18 protein-coding genes and 2 pseudogenes are annotated in these 20,614 nt (G+C 68.9%); 6 read left to right on the top strand and 14 right to left on the bottom strand.

The window, feature by feature from the left end; translation table 11 throughout:
* Nucleotides 1–33 precede the first annotated feature (33 nt).
* A complete protein-coding gene (locus ACGFZF_RS12750) occupies nucleotides 34–333 on the top strand; it encodes a hypothetical protein (RefSeq protein ID WP_252310271.1) in 300 nt (99 codons plus the stop codon).
* Nucleotides 334–405: 72 nt separating this feature from the next.
* Here ACGFZF_RS12750 and ACGFZF_RS12745 read toward each other — a convergent pair whose 3' ends face one another.
* The 4 genes and pseudogenes from ACGFZF_RS12745 to ACGFZF_RS12730 form a co-directional block, all read right to left on the bottom strand.
* Nucleotides 406–1,077: a uracil-DNA glycosylase gene (locus ACGFZF_RS12745; protein ID WP_252310272.1), complete on the bottom strand. Its 672-nt coding sequence runs from the start codon at nucleotides 1,075–1,077 to the stop codon at nucleotides 406–408.
* 159 nt (nucleotides 1,078–1,236) lie between these two features.
* Nucleotides 1,237–1,668 (bottom strand): hypothetical protein, encoded by a 432-nt coding sequence (locus ACGFZF_RS12740; protein ID WP_252310273.1) that lies wholly within the window; start codon nucleotides 1,666–1,668, stop codon nucleotides 1,237–1,239.
* A 66-nt stretch (nucleotides 1,669–1,734) separates the two neighbouring features.
* Nucleotides 1,735–2,577 carry an IS5 family transposase gene (locus ACGFZF_RS12735; protein ID WP_252310274.1) on the bottom strand — a complete coding sequence of 281 codons (843 nt, stop codon included), beginning with the start codon at nucleotides 2,575–2,577 and terminating at the stop codon, nucleotides 1,735–1,737.
* Between the two features lie 526 nt (nucleotides 2,578–3,103).
* Nucleotides 3,104–3,358: pseudogene (locus ACGFZF_RS12730) on the bottom strand (transporter); the annotation flags it as partial.
* 543 nt (nucleotides 3,359–3,901) lie between these two features.
* Between ACGFZF_RS12730 and ACGFZF_RS12725 the strand changes: the two are divergent.
* Nucleotides 3,902–4,792: an ABC transporter ATP-binding protein gene (locus ACGFZF_RS12725; RefSeq protein ID WP_252310268.1), complete on the top strand. Its 891-nt coding sequence runs from the start codon at nucleotides 3,902–3,904 to the stop codon at nucleotides 4,790–4,792.
* Entirely contained in the window at nucleotides 4,792–6,417 is a 1,626-nt protein-coding gene (locus tag ACGFZF_RS12720; protein WP_327382168.1) for a hypothetical protein, read from the top strand. Before ACGFZF_RS12725 ends, ACGFZF_RS12720 begins: the two co-directional genes overlap by 1 nt.
* Before the next feature lie 125 nt (nucleotides 6,418–6,542).
* Here ACGFZF_RS12720 and ACGFZF_RS12715 read toward each other — a convergent pair whose 3' ends face one another.
* The 10 genes from ACGFZF_RS12715 to kdpF (ACGFZF_RS12670) form a co-directional block, all read right to left on the bottom strand.
* Entirely contained in the window at nucleotides 6,543–7,265 is a 723-nt protein-coding gene (locus tag ACGFZF_RS12715) for a TrkA family potassium uptake protein (protein ID WP_078909369.1), read from the bottom strand.
* A complete protein-coding gene (locus tag ACGFZF_RS12710; RefSeq protein ID WP_327382169.1) occupies nucleotides 7,258–8,628 on the bottom strand; it encodes a potassium transporter TrkG in 1,371 nt (456 codons plus the stop codon). The genes ACGFZF_RS12715 and ACGFZF_RS12710 overlap by 8 nt, the downstream gene beginning before the upstream one ends.
* Nucleotides 8,629–8,794: 166 nt before the next feature.
* The gene (locus tag ACGFZF_RS12705; RefSeq protein ID WP_327382170.1) at nucleotides 8,795–11,335 is read right to left on the bottom strand and encodes a sensor histidine kinase KdpD; all 2,541 of its coding nucleotides are present in this window, start codon (nucleotides 11,333–11,335) and stop codon (nucleotides 8,795–8,797) included.
* A 5-nt stretch (nucleotides 11,336–11,340) separates the two neighbouring features.
* Entirely contained in the window at nucleotides 11,341–12,024 is a 684-nt protein-coding gene (locus ACGFZF_RS12700) for a response regulator (RefSeq protein WP_252310263.1), read from the bottom strand.
* Between the two features lie 107 nt (nucleotides 12,025–12,131).
* Nucleotides 12,132–12,767: a potassium-transporting ATPase subunit KdpC gene (kdpC, locus tag ACGFZF_RS12695; protein ID WP_266445575.1), complete on the bottom strand. Its 636-nt coding sequence runs from the start codon at nucleotides 12,765–12,767 to the stop codon at nucleotides 12,132–12,134.
* Nucleotides 12,768–12,788: 21 nt separating this feature from the next.
* Nucleotides 12,789–14,933: a potassium-transporting ATPase subunit KdpB gene (gene kdpB, locus ACGFZF_RS12690; RefSeq protein WP_266444525.1), complete on the bottom strand. Its 2,145-nt coding sequence runs from the start codon at nucleotides 14,931–14,933 to the stop codon at nucleotides 12,789–12,791.
* Nucleotides 14,930–16,594: a potassium-transporting ATPase subunit KdpA gene (gene kdpA, locus ACGFZF_RS12685; protein ID WP_252310261.1), complete on the bottom strand. Its 1,665-nt coding sequence runs from the start codon at nucleotides 16,592–16,594 to the stop codon at nucleotides 14,930–14,932. The genes kdpB and kdpA overlap by 4 nt, the downstream gene beginning before the upstream one ends.
* A gap of 8 nt (nucleotides 16,595–16,602) precedes the next feature.
* Nucleotides 16,603–16,692, bottom strand: coding sequence for a K(+)-transporting ATPase subunit F (kdpF, locus tag ACGFZF_RS12680; protein ID WP_018845955.1), 90 nt, complete (start codon nucleotides 16,690–16,692; stop codon nucleotides 16,603–16,605).
* 240 nt (nucleotides 16,693–16,932) lie between these two features.
* Complete coding sequence (locus tag ACGFZF_RS12675) at nucleotides 16,933–17,397, bottom strand: hypothetical protein (protein ID WP_266444522.1); 465 nt, start codon at nucleotides 17,395–17,397, stop codon at nucleotides 16,933–16,935.
* Between the two features lie 122 nt (nucleotides 17,398–17,519).
* Nucleotides 17,520–17,609, bottom strand: a complete 90-nt coding sequence (kdpF, locus tag ACGFZF_RS12670) for a K(+)-transporting ATPase subunit F (RefSeq protein ID WP_252310259.1) — start codon at nucleotides 17,607–17,609, stop codon at nucleotides 17,520–17,522.
* 421 nt (nucleotides 17,610–18,030) lie between these two features.
* On the opposite strand from kdpF (ACGFZF_RS12670), the pseudogene ACGFZF_RS12665 reads away from it, so the two are divergent.
* The 3 genes and pseudogenes from ACGFZF_RS12665 to ACGFZF_RS12655 all read left to right on the top strand — a co-directional run.
* Nucleotides 18,031–19,083: pseudogene (locus ACGFZF_RS12665) on the top strand (HAD-IC family P-type ATPase); the annotation flags it as partial.
* Between the two features lie 479 nt (nucleotides 19,084–19,562).
* Nucleotides 19,563–20,033: a PGPGW domain-containing protein gene (locus ACGFZF_RS12660; RefSeq protein ID WP_371593852.1), complete on the top strand. Its 471-nt coding sequence runs from the start codon at nucleotides 19,563–19,565 to the stop codon at nucleotides 20,031–20,033.
* Between the two features lie 51 nt (nucleotides 20,034–20,084).
* Entirely contained in the window at nucleotides 20,085–20,609 is a 525-nt protein-coding gene (locus ACGFZF_RS12655; RefSeq protein ID WP_266444519.1) for an ATP-binding protein, read from the top strand.
* Nucleotides 20,610–20,614: the final 5 nt, after the last annotated feature.

The following is a 20,614-nucleotide window of genomic DNA, read 5'->3' as shown; positions in this document are numbered from 1 at the left end:
TGACGTTGCTTCTTGAAGGTCTACCTTGGTCACATGACAAAGAGCGAACTGCCTCGCCTCATCCCGACGGGAACCTGCTGGTGCGGCTGCGGTGCCGAAGTGGGGATCGGGTCGTTTTTCGCCCGTGGTCACGACAAGGTCGCCGAAGCCGCCCTCCTCGCCGCCGAATACGGCTCATCCGTACCGCAGCTCCTCCACAAGCACGGATACGGCCCCGGCCACTCCGTGACAGCCAAGGCCGTCCACGAAGGCAGCTGGGAGAAGTGCCCCAACTGCGCATATGTCGGCGCCCCCGCCAGCATTCGCCTCCACCAGAAGAAGGCCGACCACTAGCTTGCGATCGACACGGTGCCCCGCAGCCTTCCGGCTGCGGGGCACCGCAACTACCAAGACCCGCTATTCGGCTCAAGCAGTACCCAGCAACTGCGCAGCCTGCTGCAGGACCTCCAAGATCTCCTGCCGGGCGGCAGGACGCGACGCGAACACACGCGGGCTCGGATGCCAGGTCGGGAGCGTATGCACCTTCGGAGCGAAGCGCTCCTGGTACACAGCCCAACCCGCTTGGGCCTTCCGCCCCATGGGAACGACCACCTCCAGGGAGGGCAGCATCGCTATCACCTCGTGGAGGAAGGGCGCGGCACGCTGGATCTCGGACTTGCCCGGGGCGGCGATACGGGTGGCTGTGCCGAGGTACCACGGCACCACGTTCCAGTGCACGGACTCCGTGTACGGAAGGCCCGCCTCGTCACGCAACATCCAGCAGTTCCGCGCGGTGGGGTCGTCGTTGTCGATCGAGATGATCCCACTGCCTGTGCGACGCAGCTCGGCCTCAGCGCCCATGGCCTTCTGACCGGGTGCTTCCAGCAGGAAGAGGCTCCGGGCTTCCACACCGCCCGAGGCAGGGTCGAACCACGGCACTGATTCGCCGTCGCCCAACCGGGCACGCAAGCCCTCCACCCAGTCGTTCAAGGGACGCGTCGAAGGCTCGGTACGAACGGCGGCCAACCGGGTGCGGAGCACCTCGGACTGCGCCAGGGCCCGCGGCGCAGTCGTATGAAAAGCGTTGCGTGATGTCATGCGCTGCAGTGTTTCACCCGCCAGTGACAGCCTCAGTTGGCCAAGAGGGACGCGGAGGTTCAGCTGAACGCCGAAGCTTAGAACTCGCGTGGATAGGCGGGTGGGCTGGTAGGTGCTGATGGATCACGGGCGCTGTGACAGGTTGTGACGAGGGTGCCGTCAGGTCAGTGGCAGCAAGGTGAGGGCCTGGATCCGCGACGCTGCGAAATCGCTGCCGCAGCGGGGGCAGCCGTTGATCAGTTGGTGTGCTCCGATATGCCGTCCGAAGATCGGGAGTCCGGTGTCGGGGTAGACGGCTCGGAAGCGTGCCGTACAGGCGTGGCAGGTCAGGGAGTGGATTTCCGCGAGGACGACCTCTTCCAGGGCATGCGGGTCCGGTGTGGCGTTCTCGGTGAGGTCGGGTGCTGGTCGGCTCGCGGGCCAGACCGCCACGTAGGGAGCTTCTGGTCGCAGGTGCGGCCGAAGGAGTGCCGGACGGAAGCGGTCCTCGAGATGCACGAGGGCCTCGGTGGTGGGTTGCAGGGCCGCGGGGACGGGCTCATTGGCGGCGAACACCTCAAGTTCGCCCCAGGGCAGTGCGAATCGCCGCATGTGTTGTCCTGTCGTCCGGTGGTGTCATTGTCGCTGACGCCGTGGGCGGGGCCGCCAGCGGGGAGGTCACGGACGTCGGCGCGGGCGCTCATCCCAGCGGTGGGTCGTCCAGGCCCGGCGGATGAGGCTGCGGACAGTGATGATCGTGTCTGCCAGGTCGAAGAAAGCGTCGATCACGATGGTGCGGCGCTCGAAGCAGCGGGCAAGGCGATGGAAGGCGTTCTGCCAGGCGTGGGTGCGCTCCACGTGCCAGCGTCGGCTTGCCTGGATCGGGGCCTTCTCGCCCTTGTGGGCGATCTGGCCGCGCAGGCCTCGTTCGGCGAGGAGGACACAGGTCTTGGTCGAGTCGTAGCCGGCGTCCAGATGCACGGTGATCTCATCGGGCAGCGGGCCGAGATCACCCAGACGGTCCAGAGTGGGTGCCAGCATCGGGGAGTCGTGGCGGTTCGCGCCGGCCAGGACCCGGCCCAGCGGGATTCCGTAGCCGTCGACCATTCCTGAACGCTTCAGTCCCTGTTTGCCGCGGTCGACCGGGGACCGTCCGGCGGCCTGGCCCCCGCCGGGGGCTTTGGTGATGGAGCCGTCGACGGCGATCTGATCGAGTACGAGGCCGACGATCCGGTCGTAGGCGCCGAGTGCGATCTGCTTGAACCGGCTGAACACCCCGAGCCGGATCCACTCGTCGCGACGGTTGCGGATCGTCGTGGCCGAGCACGTGGCGTCGGCTATCGCCTCGTAGGAACAGCCGAAGCGCAGCAGCTGCAGGAGCTTGTCGAAGACGATCCGGTCGCCGATGCGCGGACGGTGACACCGCAGCGGATGGTTCGGGTGGTACACCGGCCGCTCGGGCAGCAGCACCGAGAACTGATCCCACAGCGGTTCGGTCAGCCATGATGGCAGGACAGGCACAGGTCTCTCCGGTGGTCACAGAGCGTCGCAACTCCATGATTGCCAAGACCCTGTGCCTGTCGTGCCGCCGGGGTCCCACAACGCCTATCCGCGCAAGTTCTTAGCCTGGGGCGCAGATCCACGACGTCGGGCTCTTCTGGGTCACGCCTGGCGCTACGCTGCCCGGCGACCCACTACCTCAGCGGTCCAAGCAATGCCTCGGCCCGTAACCGCCCCGAAAGGACCGGACGATGAGCCAGCCCCTGACACACAAGCAAGCCCTGACTGCAGTTATCCAAGCCCTCGGCGGCACGTGGGACCCACCGCGTGCCACCCTGGCACTTCGCGTAGCAGGCTACGAGCCGACCACCCAGCAGGCAGGCGAGAAGGAGGCGCGACGGACCCTGCGCGAACTCACCGATGAGGGAGTCATCGTCCGCCCCGACCCCGAGCGCACGGAGTACCAACTGCCGTAGCCCATATCTGATGCTTCGGCACTTCGCTGCCTCTTGAAGGACTGCTCGTCCGGCGCACACGAATCTCCTAGTTCAGAGAACACGCCGGGGTCAGTGGATCGCTTGTACTCGACGATCACCGGAGCACCGTTCTCATCGAGCCCCAGCGAGTCGATGCGCCCGCCGTGAACGGGACCGGTGCTGTACTCGGAGGCGAGGAATCGAACCCCGAGCATCGTCTCCATCGCCCCCTCGACCAGGCCCTGTACATCGGCCTCAGCCTCAGCCAATCGCGGCGTGACCTCAGTCACGCCGTTCTTCGTGTAAAACAGTTTCAGGCTCGACACCCCCCTTGTCGCACGTGCCAGGGGGTAACACACGCAGTCTCAGAGTTATTTCCGCCCAGTCGAGCCCGACCAAGATCCGGACCCATCCCGGACCAGCGCTGCATAACCCGGCCCCGACCGCCACGTCTCCGCAGGTCAGGGCGCCGCGAGGCTTGTACCACCGGCACACGAACCCCCTCTGGACCAGACACCGTTCGACGTCCGGTCGTCACACCGCGTGTCCAACGCTTCCGATCGGCAATGCCTCTCGGACCAGTCAGGGACCAGTTACACCTCGGCACCGTCACTCAATCGGCGACGGCGGCGCCATGGCGCTCGGGCGTACGACAGGTTGGTGCGGCACGCATGAGCCCGCCGACTCAAAGCTCGTCAGGGCCCGGGAGCGCCACCGGCTGGCTGACTCCACCTGGGCGTGCATGTCGCAGTTCGTGCCTGCCGCTTGTCCACCGCAAGCAGGCGCGAGTATCTTCACGAGTGGTGTGCCGGGAAGTCTGGTCGGCGGTTAGGGGCCGTGTGCCTGCCGTACCGACTCAGGAGGCCAGCATGGTCTCGCACGCCTTTCGTACCCAATCCCTGACCAAGCGGTACGGCCCCGTCCTCGCGCTGGACGGACTGGATTTGAGCGTCCCGGTCGGCGAGGTGTTCGGCTTCCTCGGCCCCAACGGTGCTGGCAAGTCCACCACCATCCGGTTGCTGCTGGGGCTGGCCCGCCCCACCGCCGGCCGAGCATGGATCTTCGGCACTGACGCGGCTGACGTCGCCGTGACGCACGGGCGCCTTGCGTACGTGCCGGCTGATGTGGCGTTGTGGCCACAGCTGACCGGCGCAGAGATGCTTGAGCTGCTGGCGCGCACGGGACCCGGTACCGACCGGTCCTACCGGGATGAGCTGGTCGAGCGGTTCGATCTCGACCTGTCCAAGCCGGGGCGGGCGTACTCGACGGGCAACCGGCAGAAGGTGGCGCTGGTGGCCGCGTTCGCCACCCGGGCGCCTCTGCTCGTGCTGGACGAACCGACCAGTGGCCTGGATCCGCTGATGGAACGCGAGTTCCGTCGCGCCGTCCGCGAGGCCCGGGACAACGGCCAGACGGTATTCCTCAGTTCCCACATGCTTGCCGAGGTCGAGGCGGTCTGCGACAAGGTGGCGATCCTGCGGGCCGGGCGGCTCGTCGATGTCGCCGCCGTGACGGCGCTGCGACGGCTGCACCGCACGGAGGTGACGGTGTGCTTCAACGGCGCGCCCCCGGATCTGGCACGAGTGCCCGGTGTGGAGGCGGTCGAGGTGACCGGCGCGGCCTCGGTGCGGTTCACCCTCGCCGGCCCGCCCGGGGACGCCCTGCAGGTCTTGGCGGCTGCGGACGTGGTCAGCCTCACGATGCGGGAACCGTCGCTGGAAGAGATCTTCCTCGGCTACTACGGCGGGGAACAGCAGTGATGGCCGTCAGCTCGCCAGCCGAGCAGGCAGCCCCCGACGCCTCGGCGGGGCGGGCGGTCCTCTCCCTGGCTCTTCGGCAGACTCGGCGCGGCGCACTCTTCGTGATCGGCCTGATGACAGGGATGTCGGCAGTGGCGGTGGCTGCCTACGCAAGCACGGTCAAGGACCCAGCGGATGCGGCAGCCTTGCAGACGCTGGCGGGCAATCCGGCAATCCGCACTCTGTTCGGCGAACCGGTCGCGTTGGATGAGGCTGGCGGGTTCGCCGTGTGGCGCACGGGGACGGCGTTGGCGGTGGTGCTGTCGGTCTGGGTGCTGCTCGCTGCGACCCGGATCACCCGGGGCGAGGAGGACGCCGGCCGATGGGATGTGCTGCTGGCCGGGCGGCTGCCGGTCACGGCCGTGGTGGCACGGCACGTCGCTGTCCTGGTGGCGGCGTCGCTCACCGCGGGCACTGCCGCGTTCGCCGGTCTGGTCGCTGCCGGTGCGGCTGTGAGCGGCGCCGCGGTGCACAGTGCCGCTCTGGGGTTGTGCGGGGTGTTCTTCGCTGCGGCGGGCATGATGAGCGCTCAGGTGTTCGCGACCCGGGCGGCGGCCAGTGGCGCGGCGGTGGCGCTGCTCGGCATCGGCATGCTGCTGCGGATGGTCGGGGACGGGGTCGCCCCCCTTGGGTGGCTGCGCTGGCTGTCGCCTTTCGGTCTGATGGCGCTGGCCCGCCCGTACGACGGGAACCGGATCTGGCCTCTGGTGGTCCTGCTGGCCGCCTGCCTGGCACTCGTCACGGGGGCCGTGGTCGCTGCCGGGGGGCGTGACATCCGCGGCGGATACCTGCGCTCGTCCTCCGGGCGGGCTGCGCGTACGTGGCTGCTCGGCTCGGTCCAGGCGTTCGCGGTACGGCGGCTGGCGCGGCCGCTGGCCGCCTGGTCTGCGGGTGTCGGGGCGTACTACCTGCTCATCGGGGTGCTGGCCGTATCCATGACGGATTTCCTCACCGACAATCCGAGGTTCGCCGAACTCGCCGCGCAGGCGGGCTTCACCGGGCTCGGCACGGTCCCGGGATACACCGCGACGCTGTTCGCGCTGCTGGCAGTTCCGGCTGGAGCATTCGTCGCGGTCCGGCTCGCCGCACTCGCCGCAGACGAAGCCAGTCGGCGCCTGACCCTCCTGTACGGCCAGCCGCTCACCCGGGCGACCGTGCTCACTGGCGAGGTCGCCGCTGCTTTGGGCGGCGTCGTCGTGCTCACCACCGTCGCCGGCGTTGCCACCTGGACCGGGACCAGGGCCGTCGGTGCCGACCTCGGCCTTGCCTCCGCGTTGTCCGGCGCCTGGAACGTACTGCCGGTCGCACTCCTCTGCCTGGGCGCCGGTGTACTCGCCCTCGGCTGGGCGCCGCGCGCGGTCACCGTCATCGGATCGTTGCCGGCCGCGGGCGGCTTCCTGCTGAAGGTGCTCGCCGAAGGGTCCGGCCTGCCGGCATGGATCGGCCGGCTCTCCCCGTTCGCGCACCTGGCCGCCGTACCGGACGCCCCCGTCAACTGGCCCGCGGCCTTGCTGATGACTGCCGTCGCCACGCTCGCCGCAGCCGTCGGACTCATCGGCTACCGACTGCGAGACCTCCGTACCTGAACGCACAGTGCACGCGGGCCACGTCCTACCGCACACACGTACGGCGCACACGCGGGGCGTCGCCCTCGGCGCGGCGGTCTCGCCACGCTGCCGGGCGGGCGTCGCCCCGACAGCGGATGGCCGGCTCAGCCGAGTTCGGCGAAGGCTTCCACGTCGCGCGTCTTGCCGGTGACGATGATGACGTCGCCCTTCTCCACGACGGTTTCGGCGGTGGCGTGGGTGAAGTCCTGGCCGGGCCGCTTGATGCCGACGACGGTGATGCCGTACTTGCTGCGGACCGCGCTCTGGGCGAGGGGGACACCGGTGATCGTGGTCGGGGTGATGGTCTTGACCAGGGCGTAGTCGTCGTCGAACTCGATGAAGTCGAGCATGCGGCCGGTCACGAGATGGGCGACGCGTTCGCCCATCTCGTGTTCGGGGAGGACGACGTGGTGGACCCCGAGGCGTTCGAGGATCTGGCCGTGCTGGCGGCTGATGGCCTTGGCCCAGATGTTCGGGACCCGCTCCTCGAGGAGGTTGGAGGCGATGAGGATGCTGGCCTCTATGTCGGTGCCGATGCCGACCACGACGCTCGGGAAGTCATGCACGCCGAGCTGGTGGAGGACTTCCGGGTCGGTGCAGTCGGCGACGGCGGTGTGCGTGAGGGCGTCACTGTGCTTCTGCACCAGGGAGGCGTCGGTGTCGATGCCCAGGACGTCCCAGCCGCGCCGGGTCAGTTCGTGAGCGAGGGAGCTGCCGAACCGTCCCAGTCCGATGACGGCGACGCGCTGGTCGGAGTGCAGCTGGGCGCCGAGGTCGAGGAGGCGCTTGCGGCGGCGGTGGCGCAGGGAGTTCAGGTAGTTACCCAATGACGGGTCGCTCCTCGGGTAGCTGGTAGCGGCGGGTCCGCTCGCGCAGGGCGAGGGAGGAGACCAGGGTGATGGGTCCGAGCCTGCCGATGAACATCAGCAGGATCAGGATGAGCTGACCGACGGCCGGGATGTCGGCGGTGATGCCGGTCGACAGGCCGACCGTGCCGAACGCGGACACCGCCTCGAACAGCACCGCCTCGGCCGGGGCCTTGGTGACGGTGAGCAGGGCCAGGGTGGCGGTGATGATCAGCCCGATACCCAGGAGGGCGACCGTGAGGGCCTGGCGCAGGGCGTGGGGGGCCAGGCGACGGCCCATCACGGTGGAGTTGGGTTCGCCGCGGACTTCGGCGAGCATGGCGGCGGCCAGGACCGAGAAGGTGGTCACCTTGATGCCGCCGGCGGTGCCGGCGCTGCCGCCGCCGATGAACATCAGTGTGCAGGTGAACAGGATGGTCGAGGCGTTCAGTGCGCCCATGTCGATGGAGTTGAAGCCTGCCGTGCGGCTCATCGCCGAGTAGAAGAATCCGTTGAGGATCTTCTCGTCCCAGTCGAAGGCGCCGAGGGTGCCGGCATTGGTCCATTCCAGCAGGCATGTCATGACCGTGCCCACCAGCAGCAGGACCGCGCTGGTGACGAGGGTCAGCCGGGTGTGCAGGGACCAGTTGCGCCGCCCCGTGGTGCGCCTGCGGGTGCGGTGGCGCAGGAGTTCGAGCAGCACCGGGAAGCCCAGACCTCCCAGGATCACCGCCGCGGCGATCGGCATCGTGAACCAGGGGTCCTGCGCGTAGGGGACGATGCTGTCGGCGTGGAGGCCGAAGCCCGCGTTGTTGAAGGCCGAGACGGCGTGGAAGAAGCCGGAGTACGCGGCCTCGGCGTAGGAGCGGTCGTAGCCGAACCGCAGCCGCAGGGCGAGGAACGCCCCCACGGCGAGCTCCACGGCAAGGGTGCAGCCGGCCACGCCGAGCAGGACGCGCCGTACGTCACCGATTCCCAGGCTCTTCGTCTCCGCGGCGGCGGTGAGCTGCATCCGCAGGCGCAGCCGGCCGGAGACGAGCAGGGCGAGCAGGGAGGCCATCGTCATGATGCCGAACCCGCCCACCTGGATGAGGGCCAGGATGACGCCCTCGCCGAAGCCGCTCCAGTGGGTGGCGGTGTCCACGACGACCAGCCCCGTCACGCACACTGCGGAGGTGGAGGTGAACAGGGCGGTGAGCGGGTCGGTGACCGAGCCGTCGGTGGACGCCGCAGGCAGCATCAGCAGCACCGTGCCGATGGCGATCACCAGGGCGAACGCCGACACCACGCTACGGGCGGGATGCGCGGTGAACAGCCGCCACACCCCGGCCACACGTCCAGCCACTTCGCCCGCCCTCCGACACGGTCCCCGCAACGGGCCCTGCCGTCAGGGATGCATCAAGGACCGCGGCGGCCCAGAGTACCCGCAGGCAGTCGGACCGGCGCACGGGTGGGGAGGGTGTTCGTACCGGCTCCCTCCTGTCGGCCGTAGCGGATGAGAACGTGAGGCGTCACGTCAGGGCCGCCCGGGGAGCATCGTGGGGCCCCGTCGCCGCTTCGGCGGTGGGGAGGGTGAGGACCATGGTCAGACCGCCGCCGGGGGTGTCCTCCGCTGTCAGGGTGCCTCCGATGGCTTCGGTGAAGCCGCGTGCGACGGCGAGGCCGAGGCCCACGCCGGCTCCGGCGGGGGCGTCTCCGTAGCGCTGGAAGGGTTCGAAGATGCGGTCCTTGGCCTCGTCCGGGATGCCTGGGCCGCGGTCGACGACGCGCAGTTCCACGCGCTCGGCCAGCGCACTGGCCGAGACGAGGACGGGTTGGCCTTCGGGGCTGTACTTGACGGCGTTCTCGACGATGTTGGCGACTGCCCGTTCGAGCAGACCGCGGTCGACCGCGACCATGGGGAGGGTTTCGGGGATGTCGAGTTCGACGCTGTCGTCGGGCACTCCGACCAAGGCCATCGGGACCACTTCGTCGAGGTCGGTCTCGCGGATCAGGGGGGTGACGGTGCCGGTCTGGAGGCGGGACATGTCGAGGAGGTTGCCGACCAGGGCGTCGAGCCGGTCCGCTCCCTCTTCGATGCCTTCGAGCAGGTCGGCTTGGTCCTCTTCCGACCATTCCACGTCATCGGCGCGGAGGGAGGTGACGGATGCCTTGATTCCGGCGAGGGGCGTGCGGAGGTCGTGGCTGACGGCTGCCAGCAGCGCGGTTCGGATGCGGTTGCCCTCGGCCAGGCGCTGGGCCTCCTCTGCCTGACCGACGAGGCGCTGGCGGTCGAGGACGACGGCGGCCTGGGCGGCGAAGGCGCCAAGGACCCGGCGGTCCTCGGCCGGGAGGACGCGGCCGGTGAGGGCGAGGGCCATGTTCTCGCCGATGGGCATGTCGACGTCGGCGTCCTCGGGTCGCGCGGCCGGAGCGGGTCCGGTGCCGGCCGCGAGGGTCCACGGTTCGACCTCGTTGTCGCGTTCGAGCAGGGCCACCGATTCCATGGCGAAGGTCTCGCGGACCCGTTCCAGCAGGGCGGGCAGGGCGGTTTCGCCGCGCAGGACGCTGCCGGCCAGGAAGGAGAGGATCTCGGCTTCGGCGCGCAGCCGGGCGGCCTGGTGGGTACGGCGAGCGGCGAGGTCGACCACGGAGGCGACGGAGACGGCGACCGCGAAGAAGACGGCGATGGCGACGATGTTCTTGGGGTCTGCGATGGTCCACAGGTGCAGTGGCGGTGTGAAGAAGTAGTTGAGCAGCAGGGACCCGAAGGCGGCCGAGGCCAGCGCGGGGAGCAGTCCGCCGAGCAGGGCTGCGGCCACGGTCAGCGTGAGGAAGAGCAGCATGTCGTTGGTGAGCCCGAGGTCGGGCACGACGGTGCGCAGCAGTACGGTCAGGATCACCGGTCCGGCGATGCCGACCAGCCAACCCCAGATGATGCGGGATCGGCCCAGGCGGGCGCCGCGTGCCACGGGGAGGCCCCGGCCCTTGGCGGCCGCGTCGTGGGTGACGATGTGGACGTCGAGGTCGGGTCCGGACTCGCGGGCGACGGTGGCGCTGACGCCGGGGCCGAAGATGTACTGCCAGGGGCGGCGGCGGCTCACGCCGAGGACGATCTGGGTGGCGTTGACGCCGCGGGCGAATTCCAGCAGGGCGTCGGGGATGTCGTCGCCGATGACGTGGTGGAAGGTGCCGCCGAGGTCCTCGACCAGGGTCCGCTGGACGGCCAGTTCCTTGGGCGAGGCGGAGGTGAGCCCGTCGCTGCGGGCGATGTAGACGGCGAGGACTTCACCGCCGGCGCCCTTCTCGGCGAGGCGTGCGGCCCGGCGGATGAGCTGTCGGCCTTCGGGACCACCGGTCAGACCGACGACGATCCGCTCGCGGGCTTGCCAGGTGGAGCGGATGTTGTGCTCGCCCCGGTACTCCTGGAGGTACTCGTCGACCCGGTCGGCGACCCACAGGAGGGCCAGCTCGCGCAGGGCGGTGAGGTTGCCGGGGCGGAAGTAGTTCGACAGGGCGGCGTCGACCTTGTCGGGTTTGTAGACGTTGCCGTGTGCCATGCGCCGGCGCAGGGCCTGCGGGGACATGTCGACCAGCTCGATCTGGTCGGCCCGGCGGACCACCTCGTCGGGCACGGTTTCCTGCTGCCGGACCCCGGTTATGGCCTCGACGACGTCGCCGAGGGACTCCAGGTGCTGGATGTTGACCGTGGATACGACGTCGATGCCCGCCTGAAGGAGTTCCTCGACGTCCTGCCAGCGCTTGGCGTTACGGGAGCCGGGCACATTGGTGTGGGCGAGTTCGTCCACGAGTGCCACGGCAGGGCGTCGGGCCAGTACGGCGTCCACGTCCATCTCCGTGAAGACGCCACCCCGGTACTCCAGCTCGGCCCGCGGGATCTCTTCGAGTCCGTGGAGCATGACCTCGGTGCGGGGGCGGCCGTGGTGCTCGACGAAGGCGACGACGGCGTCGGTGCCGCGCTCGATCCTGCGGTGCCCCTCCGAGAGCATGGCGTACGTCTTGCCGACGCCCGGGGCGGCGCCGAGGTAGATCCGGAATGTGCCGCGTCTCATGTCGTTCAGCCTTCGAAGCGGTAGCCCATGCCGGGCTCGGTGATCAGGTATCTGGGATGCGCCGGGTCCGCTTCCAGTTTGCGCCGGAGCTGGGCCATGTAGACACGCAGGTAGTTGGTCTTGTCTTCGTACGTCGGGCCCCACACCTCAAGCAACAGCTGACGCTGGCTGATCAGCCTGCCGGGGTGGGTGATGAGGATTTCCAGCAGGTGCCACTCGGTCGGAGTGAGCCGGACATCCCGGCCATCACGCCGAACCTTTTTGGCCACCAGATCCACCGTGAAGTCGCTGGTCGTCACCAGGACCGTCTCCTGCGAAGGCTCAGCGGCCTCCTGGCGGCGGACCGCTGCGCGCAGCCGGGCCAGCAGCTCGTCCATGCTGAAAGGCTTGGTGACGTAGTCGTCGGCTCCGGCATCGAGCGCCCTGATCTTGTCCTCGGAGGTGTGGCGGGCCGACAGGACGAGGATCGGGACGCGGCTCCAGTCCCGTACGCCCTTGATGACTTCGATGCCGTCCATGTCGGGCAGGCCGAGGTCCAGCAGTATGACGTCCGGTTTGCGGGCGGCGGCGAGGCGGAGGGCCGAACTGCCGTCGGTCGCCGACTCGACGTCGAACTTGCGTGCCTGAAGGTTGATCCTCAGGGCGCGGACGAGCTGCGGGTCGTCTTCCACCACCAGGACCCTGGTCATCTGTGTGGCGCCTTCCTTCCGCGGTGGGCGTGCTGGATATGGGGCGGAGCCGGCGGGACACGGAAATCCCGTGTCCCGGCGGCTCCGAAGCCCGTTCAGGCCGGGCATCAGCGCTTGGCCAGATCCTTCAGCGCGAGGTTGAGCTTCAGGACGTTGACGTGGGGCTCGCCGAGGAAGCCGGCGGTGCGGCCCTCGGTGTGCTCCTCGACCAGCTTGGCCGCCTGCTGCTCAGTGAGGCCGTTCTCCTTGGCCACGCGCTTGATCTGAATCTCCGCGTACTCCGGGGAGATGTGCGGGTCGATCGCGGAGGCGGAGCCGGTGACCGCGTCCTTGGGCACCTCGGATTCCGGGACGCCGTTGAACTCGGCCACCTGCTTCTTGGCATCGGTGACCGCTTGCACCAGCCGGGAGTCGGACGCGCCGAGCTGGCTGGAGCCGGTGGCCAGGGGGTTGTAGCCGCTGTTGGACGGGCGCGGCTGGAACCACTTGGGGTCCGGACGCGCTGCCTCTTCCTCGTCATCCGGGTTCTTCTTGGGGAGGTCCCAGCTCTGGCCGATGAGCGAGGAGCCGACCTCTTGGCCATCGGCCTTGACCAAGGAGCCGTTGGCCTTGTCGTGGAAGAGCGCCTGGGCGACCCCGGTGACGGCGAGCGGGTAGAGGATGCCGGTCACGACGGTCAGCACCAGCAGCATCCGCAGCGCGGCGACCAGGAGACGGCCTGTGTTGGAGACGGAGTTGTTCATGGCGATCAGCACGTTCCTAATTCAGGCGAGCCCGGGGATGAGGGAGATGAGCAGGTCGATGAGCTTGATGCCGATGAACGGGGCGATCAGGCCGCCCAGGCCGTAGATCCCGAGGTTGCGGCGCAGCATCTTGTCCGCGCTGGTCGGCCGGTACCGGACGCCCTTCAGGGCGAGCGGCACGAGAGCGATGATGATCAACGCGTTGAAGATGACCGCGGAGAGGATCGCGGACTCGGGCGAGGCAAGGCCCATGATGTTGAGCTTGTCCAGGCCCGGGTAGGCGACCGCGAACATGGCCGGGATGATCGCGAAGTACTTCGCGACGTCGTTGGCGATGGAGAAGGTCGTGAGCGCACCCCGCGTGATGAGGAGTTGCTTGCCGATCTCCACGATCTCGATGAGCTTGGTGGGGTTGGAGTCCAGGTCCACCATGTTCCCGGCCTCCTTGGCGGCCGAGGTACCCGTGTTCATGGCCACGCCGACGTCGGCCTGCGCGAGGGCCGGGGCGTCGTTCGTACCGTCACCGGTCATCGCGACGAGCTTGCCGCCCGCCTGCTCCCGCTTGATGAGGGCCATCTTGTCCTCGGGCGTGGCCTCGGCGAGGAAGTCGTCCACGCCCGCCTCCTCCGCGATGGCCTTCGCGGTCAGCGGGTTGTCACCCGTGATCATGACCGTCTTGATGCCCATGCGGCGCAGCTCATCGAACCGCTCGCGCATGCCCTCCTTGACGACGTCCTTGAGGTGGATGACACCGAGGACGCGGGCGCCCTTCTCGTCCTCGACGGCGACCAGTAGCGGGGTGCCGCCGGCCTGGGAGATGGTGTCGGTGAGTTCCTGGGCGTCGGCAGCGACCTGGCCGCCCTGCTCCTTGACCCAGGTGATGATGGAGCCCGAGGCGCCCTTGCGGGTCTTCCTGCCGTCCACGTCGACACCTGACATGCGGGTCTGGGCGGTGAACGGGACCCAGGAGGCGTGGGTCAGTTCGCCCTGGTGGCGTTCGCGCAGCCCGTACTTCTCCTTCGCCAGGACGACGATGGAGCGGCCCTCAGGGGTCTCGTCGGCCAGCGAGGACAGCTGGGCGGCGTCCGCGAGCTCGGCTGCGGTGGTGCCCTTGACGGGGACGAACTCCGACGCCTGGCGGTTGCCCAGGGTGATGGTGCCTGTCTTGTCGAGGAGCAGGGTGGAGACGTCGCCGGCGGCCTCGACGGCGCGCCCGGACATGGCCAGCACGTTGCGCTGGACGAGGCGGTCCATGCCGGCGATGCCGATCGCGGAGAGCAGGGCGCCGATGGTGGTGGGAATCAGGCAGACCAGCAGTGCGGTCAGCACGATCATCGACGTCTGCTCGTCGGCGCCCGCGTAGATCGCGAACGGCTTCAGCGTCACCACGGCCAGCAGGAAGACGATCGTCAGGGAGGCCAGCAGGATGTTCAGGGCGATCTCGTTCGGCGTCTTCTGCCGCGCCGCGCCCTCCACCAGGTTGATCATCCGGTCGATGAAGGTCTCGCCCGGCTTCGTCGTGATCTTGATGACGATGCGGTCCGAGAGAACTCTCGTACCGCCGGTGACCGCACTGCGGTCGCCGCCCGATTCACGGATGACCGGGGCGGACTCGCCGGTGATGGCGGACTCGTCGACGGACGCGACACCTTCGACGACGTCTCCGTCGCCGGGGATGATGTCGCCGGCCTCGCACACCACCAGGTCGCCGATGCGCAGCTCCGTGCCCGGGACGCGCTCCTCGTCCTTGCCGACTATGCGGCGGGCGACGGTGTCGGTCTTGGCCTTGCGCAGAGTATCTGCCTGCGCCTTGCCGCGTCCCTCGGCGACGGCCTCCGCGAGGTTCGCGAAGATGGTGGTCAGCCACAGCCAGGCCGTGATGGCCCAGCCGAACCAGTCGGTCGGGTCCAGACACACCAGCACGGTCGTGACGACCGAACCGATCAGAACCACGAACATGACCGGCGACTTGATCATCACACGGGGGTCGAGTTTGCGCACCGCGTCCGGGAAGGACTTCAGCAGCTGCTTGGGGTCGAAGAGACCGGCGCCCACGCGCCCGCTGTCGGGCTTGTGGCCCGTCGGGACGTCGCTGTGCGGCGCCGGGGTCCCGGTAGTGGTGGCGGTGGGCATCGGGTCCTCGTGGTTCTTTACGTTGGTGGTCATGACCCCAGCCCCTCGGCGAGCGGACCCAGCGCCAGCGCCGGGAAGAACGTCAGACCGGTAATGATCAGGATCGCGCCGACGAGCAGGCCGGTGAACAGCGGCTTCTCCGTACGCAGGGTGCCCGCGGTGGCCGGGACGGGCGCCTGCTCGGCGAGCGAGCCAGCCAGCGCCAGCACGAACACCATGGGCAGGAACCGGCCCAACAGCATGCACAGGCCCAGCGCCGTGTTGAAGAACGGCGTGTTGGCACCGAAGCCGGCGAACGCGGAGCCGTTGTTGTTCGACGCGGAGGTGTAGGCGTACAGAACCTCGGAGAAGCCGTGCGCCCCGACGTTGGTCATGGCCTCCTTGCCGTCCGGCAGGGCCATCGCCACCGCCGTGCCTACGAGCACCAGCGCGGGGGTGATGAGGATGTAGCAGGCCGCGAACTTGATCTCGCGGGTGCCGATCTTCTTGCCCAGGTACTCGGGCGTACGGCCGACCATCAGACCGGCCAGGAAGACCGCGATGACCGCCATGATCAGCATGCCGTAGAGCCCGGAGCCCACGCCTCCGGGCGCAATCTCGCCCAGCATCATGCCGAGCAGCAGCACACCACCGGACAGTCCGCCGTAGGAGTCGTGGAAGGAGTTCACCGAACCGGTGGAGGTCATGGTGGTGGAGACCGCGAACAGCGAGGACGGGCCTTCGCCGAAGCGCTGCTCCTTGCCCTCCATGGCGCCGCCCGCCAGCTGCGAGGCCGTGCCGGGATGCGCGTACTCGAGCCAGGTCACCAGAACCACGCCGACGAACCAGATCGTCCCCATCGCGGCGACGATCGCGTAGCCCTGCTTGACGTTGCCGACCATGCGGCCGAACGTGCGCGGCAGCGAGAAGGGGATCACCAGGAGCAGGAAGATCGTCAGCAGGTTCGAGAAGCCGTTGGGGTTCTCAAAGGGATGGGCGGAGTTGGCGTTGAAGTAGCCGCCGCCGTTGGTGCCCAGGTCCTTGATGGCTTCCTGGGAGGCCACCGCGCCCGGCGAGATGCTCTGGGGCTGCCCGGTCACCGTGGTGAGGTCGTGGATGCCGCCGAAGTTCTGGATGGCGCCCGCGGCGACCAGCAGGATCGCGGCGATCACCGAGATGGGGATCAGGATGCGGACGGTGCCGCGCACCAGGTCCGCCCAGAAGTTGCCCAGCTCGCCCGTGCGGGAGCGGGCGAAGCCGCGTACGAGGGCCACCGCGACGGCGATGCCGACGGCTGCCGAGACGAAGTTCTGGACGGCCAGGCCGGCGGTCTGGGTGACGTGGCTCATGGCCGTCTCGCCTGAGTACGACTGCCAGTTCGTGTTCGACACGAAGGACGCGGCGGTGTTGAACGCCTGGTCCGGGGTGATCGCCTCGAAGCCGAGTGACAGCGGCAGGACGTGCTGTACGCGCTGGAGCACATACAGCAACAGCACGCTCACGGCGGAGAAGGCGAGGACCGCGCGCAGGTAGGCGGACCAGCGCATCTCAGCGTTCGGATTGGCGCCGACGCTGCGGTAGATCCACTTCTCGACCCGCAGGTGCTTCTCGGAGGAGAAGACGCGGGCCATGTAGTCGCCCAGGGGGCGGTGCACCAGGGCCAGGGCGGCGATCAGCGCCGCCACCTGGAGCACGTCAGCAAGAACGGGGCTCATATCGGGACTCAGAACCTCTCCGGCTTGACGAGGGCGAGGACGAGATATCCCAGCAGAGCGACGGCCACGACCAGGCCGACGATGTTCTCGGCAGTCACAGCTTCGTCACCCCCTTGGCGATGAGAGCCACCAACGCGAAAACCGCGATCGTGGTGACGACGAAGGCCACATCGGCCATCGTGAGCTCCTGGAGGAAGTGGAAGTAGGGAATCGGCCAGCTGGCCGATCCAGAGCTAACCGCATCCCGGAAGCATCGTTAAGGGGCCTTGACGGCTCCCATACGCCGGACGTGGCGCCTTTGACGGAATCCTTACGCGGCGCGGATACGCAAGCCCTGTTCAGCCCTCGCCGGGCAACGCCGTGTCGAGGGCGGAGCCGGTCAGGTCGGCGAGTGTCGCGGCCACCCGGCGCGCCTGGACCGAAGGCACCGAACCCGGCGTGGGGGCGAGCATGAACCGGCCGTAGTAGTGACCGTTGCCGCTGGCGCGCACTTCGGTCTCGCCCTCGGGCCGGGCGTTGCGTTCCAGATCCCAGGCGCGGCGGCCGACCGACACACTGCCGTCGTGCTCCAGCCGGGGGGCGGCCGAGCAGGGACCCGTATTCGAAGCGGCATCCCCGCAGCTCCAGCAGCTCAGTGAGATCGCCCCGGACGTGGTCCACCACGGCCTCGGGAGATCCGGCGCGCTGGGCGAAACAGCCGCGAGCTCCCCGGCGAGGCGGGTGCCACGGGTGACCACCAGGGCGGCGGCCACCAGCCGGATCAGTGCTTCGCTCGTCTCCGCCAGGCGGCTGCGGAAGGGCACGAGCGCGCGACCAGGAAGGGCAGGAGGAGCTCCCGTCAGTGCGACACGGTCACTCACCAGGTATCGGGGCACGGTCTCCACCCCAGCTCATCCGTCTCGGGACGACCACGAAGAGTGTCGACTCAGAACTTCTCCGGGTTGATCAGGGCTGCCACGAGGTAAGCGAGCAGGGAAACGGCCACGAGCAGCCCGACGACATTCTCCAGATCCATCTGCAATCCGTTCTCTCAGCCAGGCGGGGCGGATGCCCGCAATGCGACGATGCACCTGCGCCGGGTGGACCGCGCCCGTGCTGACGCTGTCTTGTCGGACTTCATACGGAAACCGTCCAGTACTCGCCGGCACCCCGTGACGCGCAGGAACCGGCACCTCCGCGAGCCGGCAAGGCCGGCGGATCCATACCTGTTGACGTGTCACTGACGGAGTCTTGACGGAAGTCACCGCACACCCGTCAAGACCTCGCCAATTGCCGCCTCCGGATGCTCGGCATGGCCTCAACGAGCGGTAGGTTCCTGCCCGTTGTACCGCCAGGGGACCCGCACGTCACGTGACGAGCCGGAGGGGCCCTATGGGACGGGTCCCCGGCGGTGCATCCCTCGTCCGGCCCAGCCGATCCCACCGATAGGTCTCTCCATGCCTCCCGCCGCCACCCGGCAGGTACCTCCCGTCCGGACCCCGTCGCAGGCCCCCGTCAACCGGCCACCCCGCAGACGCCCAGGGAGGCGGCCCCTGCTGGACTCCGTACAGCCGGCGGCTTCCTTCCAGGAAGCCCTGCGCAAGCTGCGTCCCCGTGAACTCGTCAGGAAACCGGTCCTGTTCGTGGTGGCGGTGGGGTCCGCCCTGACCACCCTCTCGGCGCTGGTTCACCCGTCCGTTTTCACCTGGGTGATCAGTATCTGGCTCTGGCTGACGGTGATCTTCGCCAACTTCGCCGAGGCCGTCGCCGAAGGGCGCGGCCGGGCTCAGGCCGAGTCGCTGCGCCGGGCGCGTACAGACACCGTCGCGCTGCGCCTACGTCACTGGACGTACGGCCTGAACCTCCGGCACGCCGAGACCGAGGCCGTCTCCCCGGCCGACCTCCAGCCGCTCGATGTGGTCCTGGTGGAGGCGGGGGAGCTGATCCCCGCCGACGGCGATGTGATCGACGGCGCCGCAGCGGTCGGCGAGTCGGCCGTCACAGGCGAATCGGCCCCGGTGATCCGGGAGTCCGGCGGGGACCGATCAGGCGTGACGGGCGGTACGACCGTGCTCTCCGACTCGATCGTCGTACGGGTGACCTCGCGCCCCGGGCACAGCTTCATCGACCGCATGATCGCCCTCGTGGAGGGCGCCACCCGGCAGAAGACCCCGAACGAGATCGCGCTCAACATCCTGCTGTCGGCGCTCACCGTCGTCTTCATCCTGGTCGTCGTCGGACTCCAGCCCATGGCCGCACGCGCGGGCGCCGCTCAGACCACCACCGTGTTGGTGGCCCTCCTCGTCACCCTGATCCCCACCACCATCGGCGCCCTGCTGTCCGCCATCGGCATCGCCGGCATGGACCGCCTCGTCCAGCGCAACGTCGTCGCGATGAGCGGGCGCGCGGTCGAGGCCGCCGGCGACGTCAACACCCTGCTGCTCGACAAGACCGGCACCATCACCCTCGGCAACCGGGAGGCGGCCTCCTTCGTGCCGCTCCCCGGGGTGGACCACCCGCCGAGCGGGCCCCGGGGGCGCCTGCGTTGTCCCGTCTCACCGCTTGTCGCTATGGGAGTGATCCTCACGATCGCCGGTGCCGCCCTTTACACGACGCCTGGTGAGCGGCCGGAGATCGTCGCCGCCGGCGCACTCGTTCTGTCGGCCATCGCCGCTTGGTGGTGTGCCTCCCGCCAGGGGTGATCACGACCTGACATCGAAGCGTTCGTAGGCGGGTGCGGGGCAGACAACCCGGCCTCCGGTGGATACGGTGTAAGCAACGTGTCAAGAGCTGGCACGCGGTGTGCCGGGAAGTCTGGTCGGCGTCCCTAGGGCAGTGCGCCCTTCTCGCCGACGCCGAAAGCAAACCGCGATGCCCACCGCCCCACGTGACACTTCCTCCCCCGACCGCCACTCCTCCGTGTCCCACCCCGGACCGGGCGCACCGCTCCCATGACCGAGACAGTCGGCGCGGACGGGTACCACATCTGATGGCCGATGGCGGCACCTCGCTGTTGGCACCGGTGATCGTCATCGCTGCCCTGGTCATCCGGACAGCGCTCACCGAGCTCCGGGATCCGGGCAGTGCCCGGCGGCAGTGGGCATTCGCCGTCAATGCCCGGGCCATGACGGCCGGCGCGACGGTCGCCTCAGCCATCATCTTGATCGGCGGTCAGCGCTTCGGCTGGGCGGCCGCCGCCTGGGCGCTTCTCGCCGGGGCACTCACCGCGTTCCTCACCGGCCGTGACGCTCCCGACCCCACATCCGCGGCAGCGCGGAGCAAGGAGCATGCCGTGTCGGAGCGGCAGATCGGAAAGGTATTGGCGGCCGTTGGCGCGCCTCTCACCCTGGCCGGAGTGGCGATGCACATCCTGCCCGGCCCCGGATTCCCCTTTCTCATCATCGGCCTGGCCCTGCTGATCACCGGCCTCGCCATGGCCGCCTCAGCCCGCCGCCGATAGCACCTTCACTGCTCTCTCCCCCACCCGACCGTCGACCGGAGCCTGCAAGCCATGACCTGGCAGTGGATCGGGCGAGGTGGCCGCCCGGCAGTAGACCGGCCCGACGTGGACGAGACGGCAGAGGGGACCGAACCGGACACCACGCCGCTCCCCCGCGCTCTGTCACTTTCTGCCGCGTTCGAGGGCAGTGAGCCGATTGCCGGGGCTCGGCTGCTTGCCCGCTCTTTCTTGACCGACGTGCAGAGAGTCCATGGCCTGCGGGTCTCGGACCGCTTTCTGGATCTGGTGGAGCTGGTCGTCAGCGAGCTGGTCACCAACACCCGCAAATACGCGCCCGGCCCCAGCCTGCTGACCCTCCAAGTCCGGAACGGCTGCGTGGATGTGACCGTCTGGGACAGCAACCCGGCCCTGCCGACGATCCTGACTCCAGACCCCACCCGCGTGGGACAGCACGGCCTCGAGATCGTCATGGCCTCCGCCCGGACCTTCCAGGTCCGCCGCGAACCCGTGGGCAAACGGATCACTGCCTCCCTCCCGCTCACCGACGATCCGGCCACGGATGCCGCAGGCGGCTGACGATG

It is taken from the genome of Streptomyces sp. NPDC048338 (genome assembly GCF_043201055.1).
GTDB lineage: Bacteria > Actinomycetota > Actinomycetes > Streptomycetales > Streptomycetaceae > Streptomyces.
This window is presented reverse-complemented; position numbering and strand designations above follow the sequence as displayed.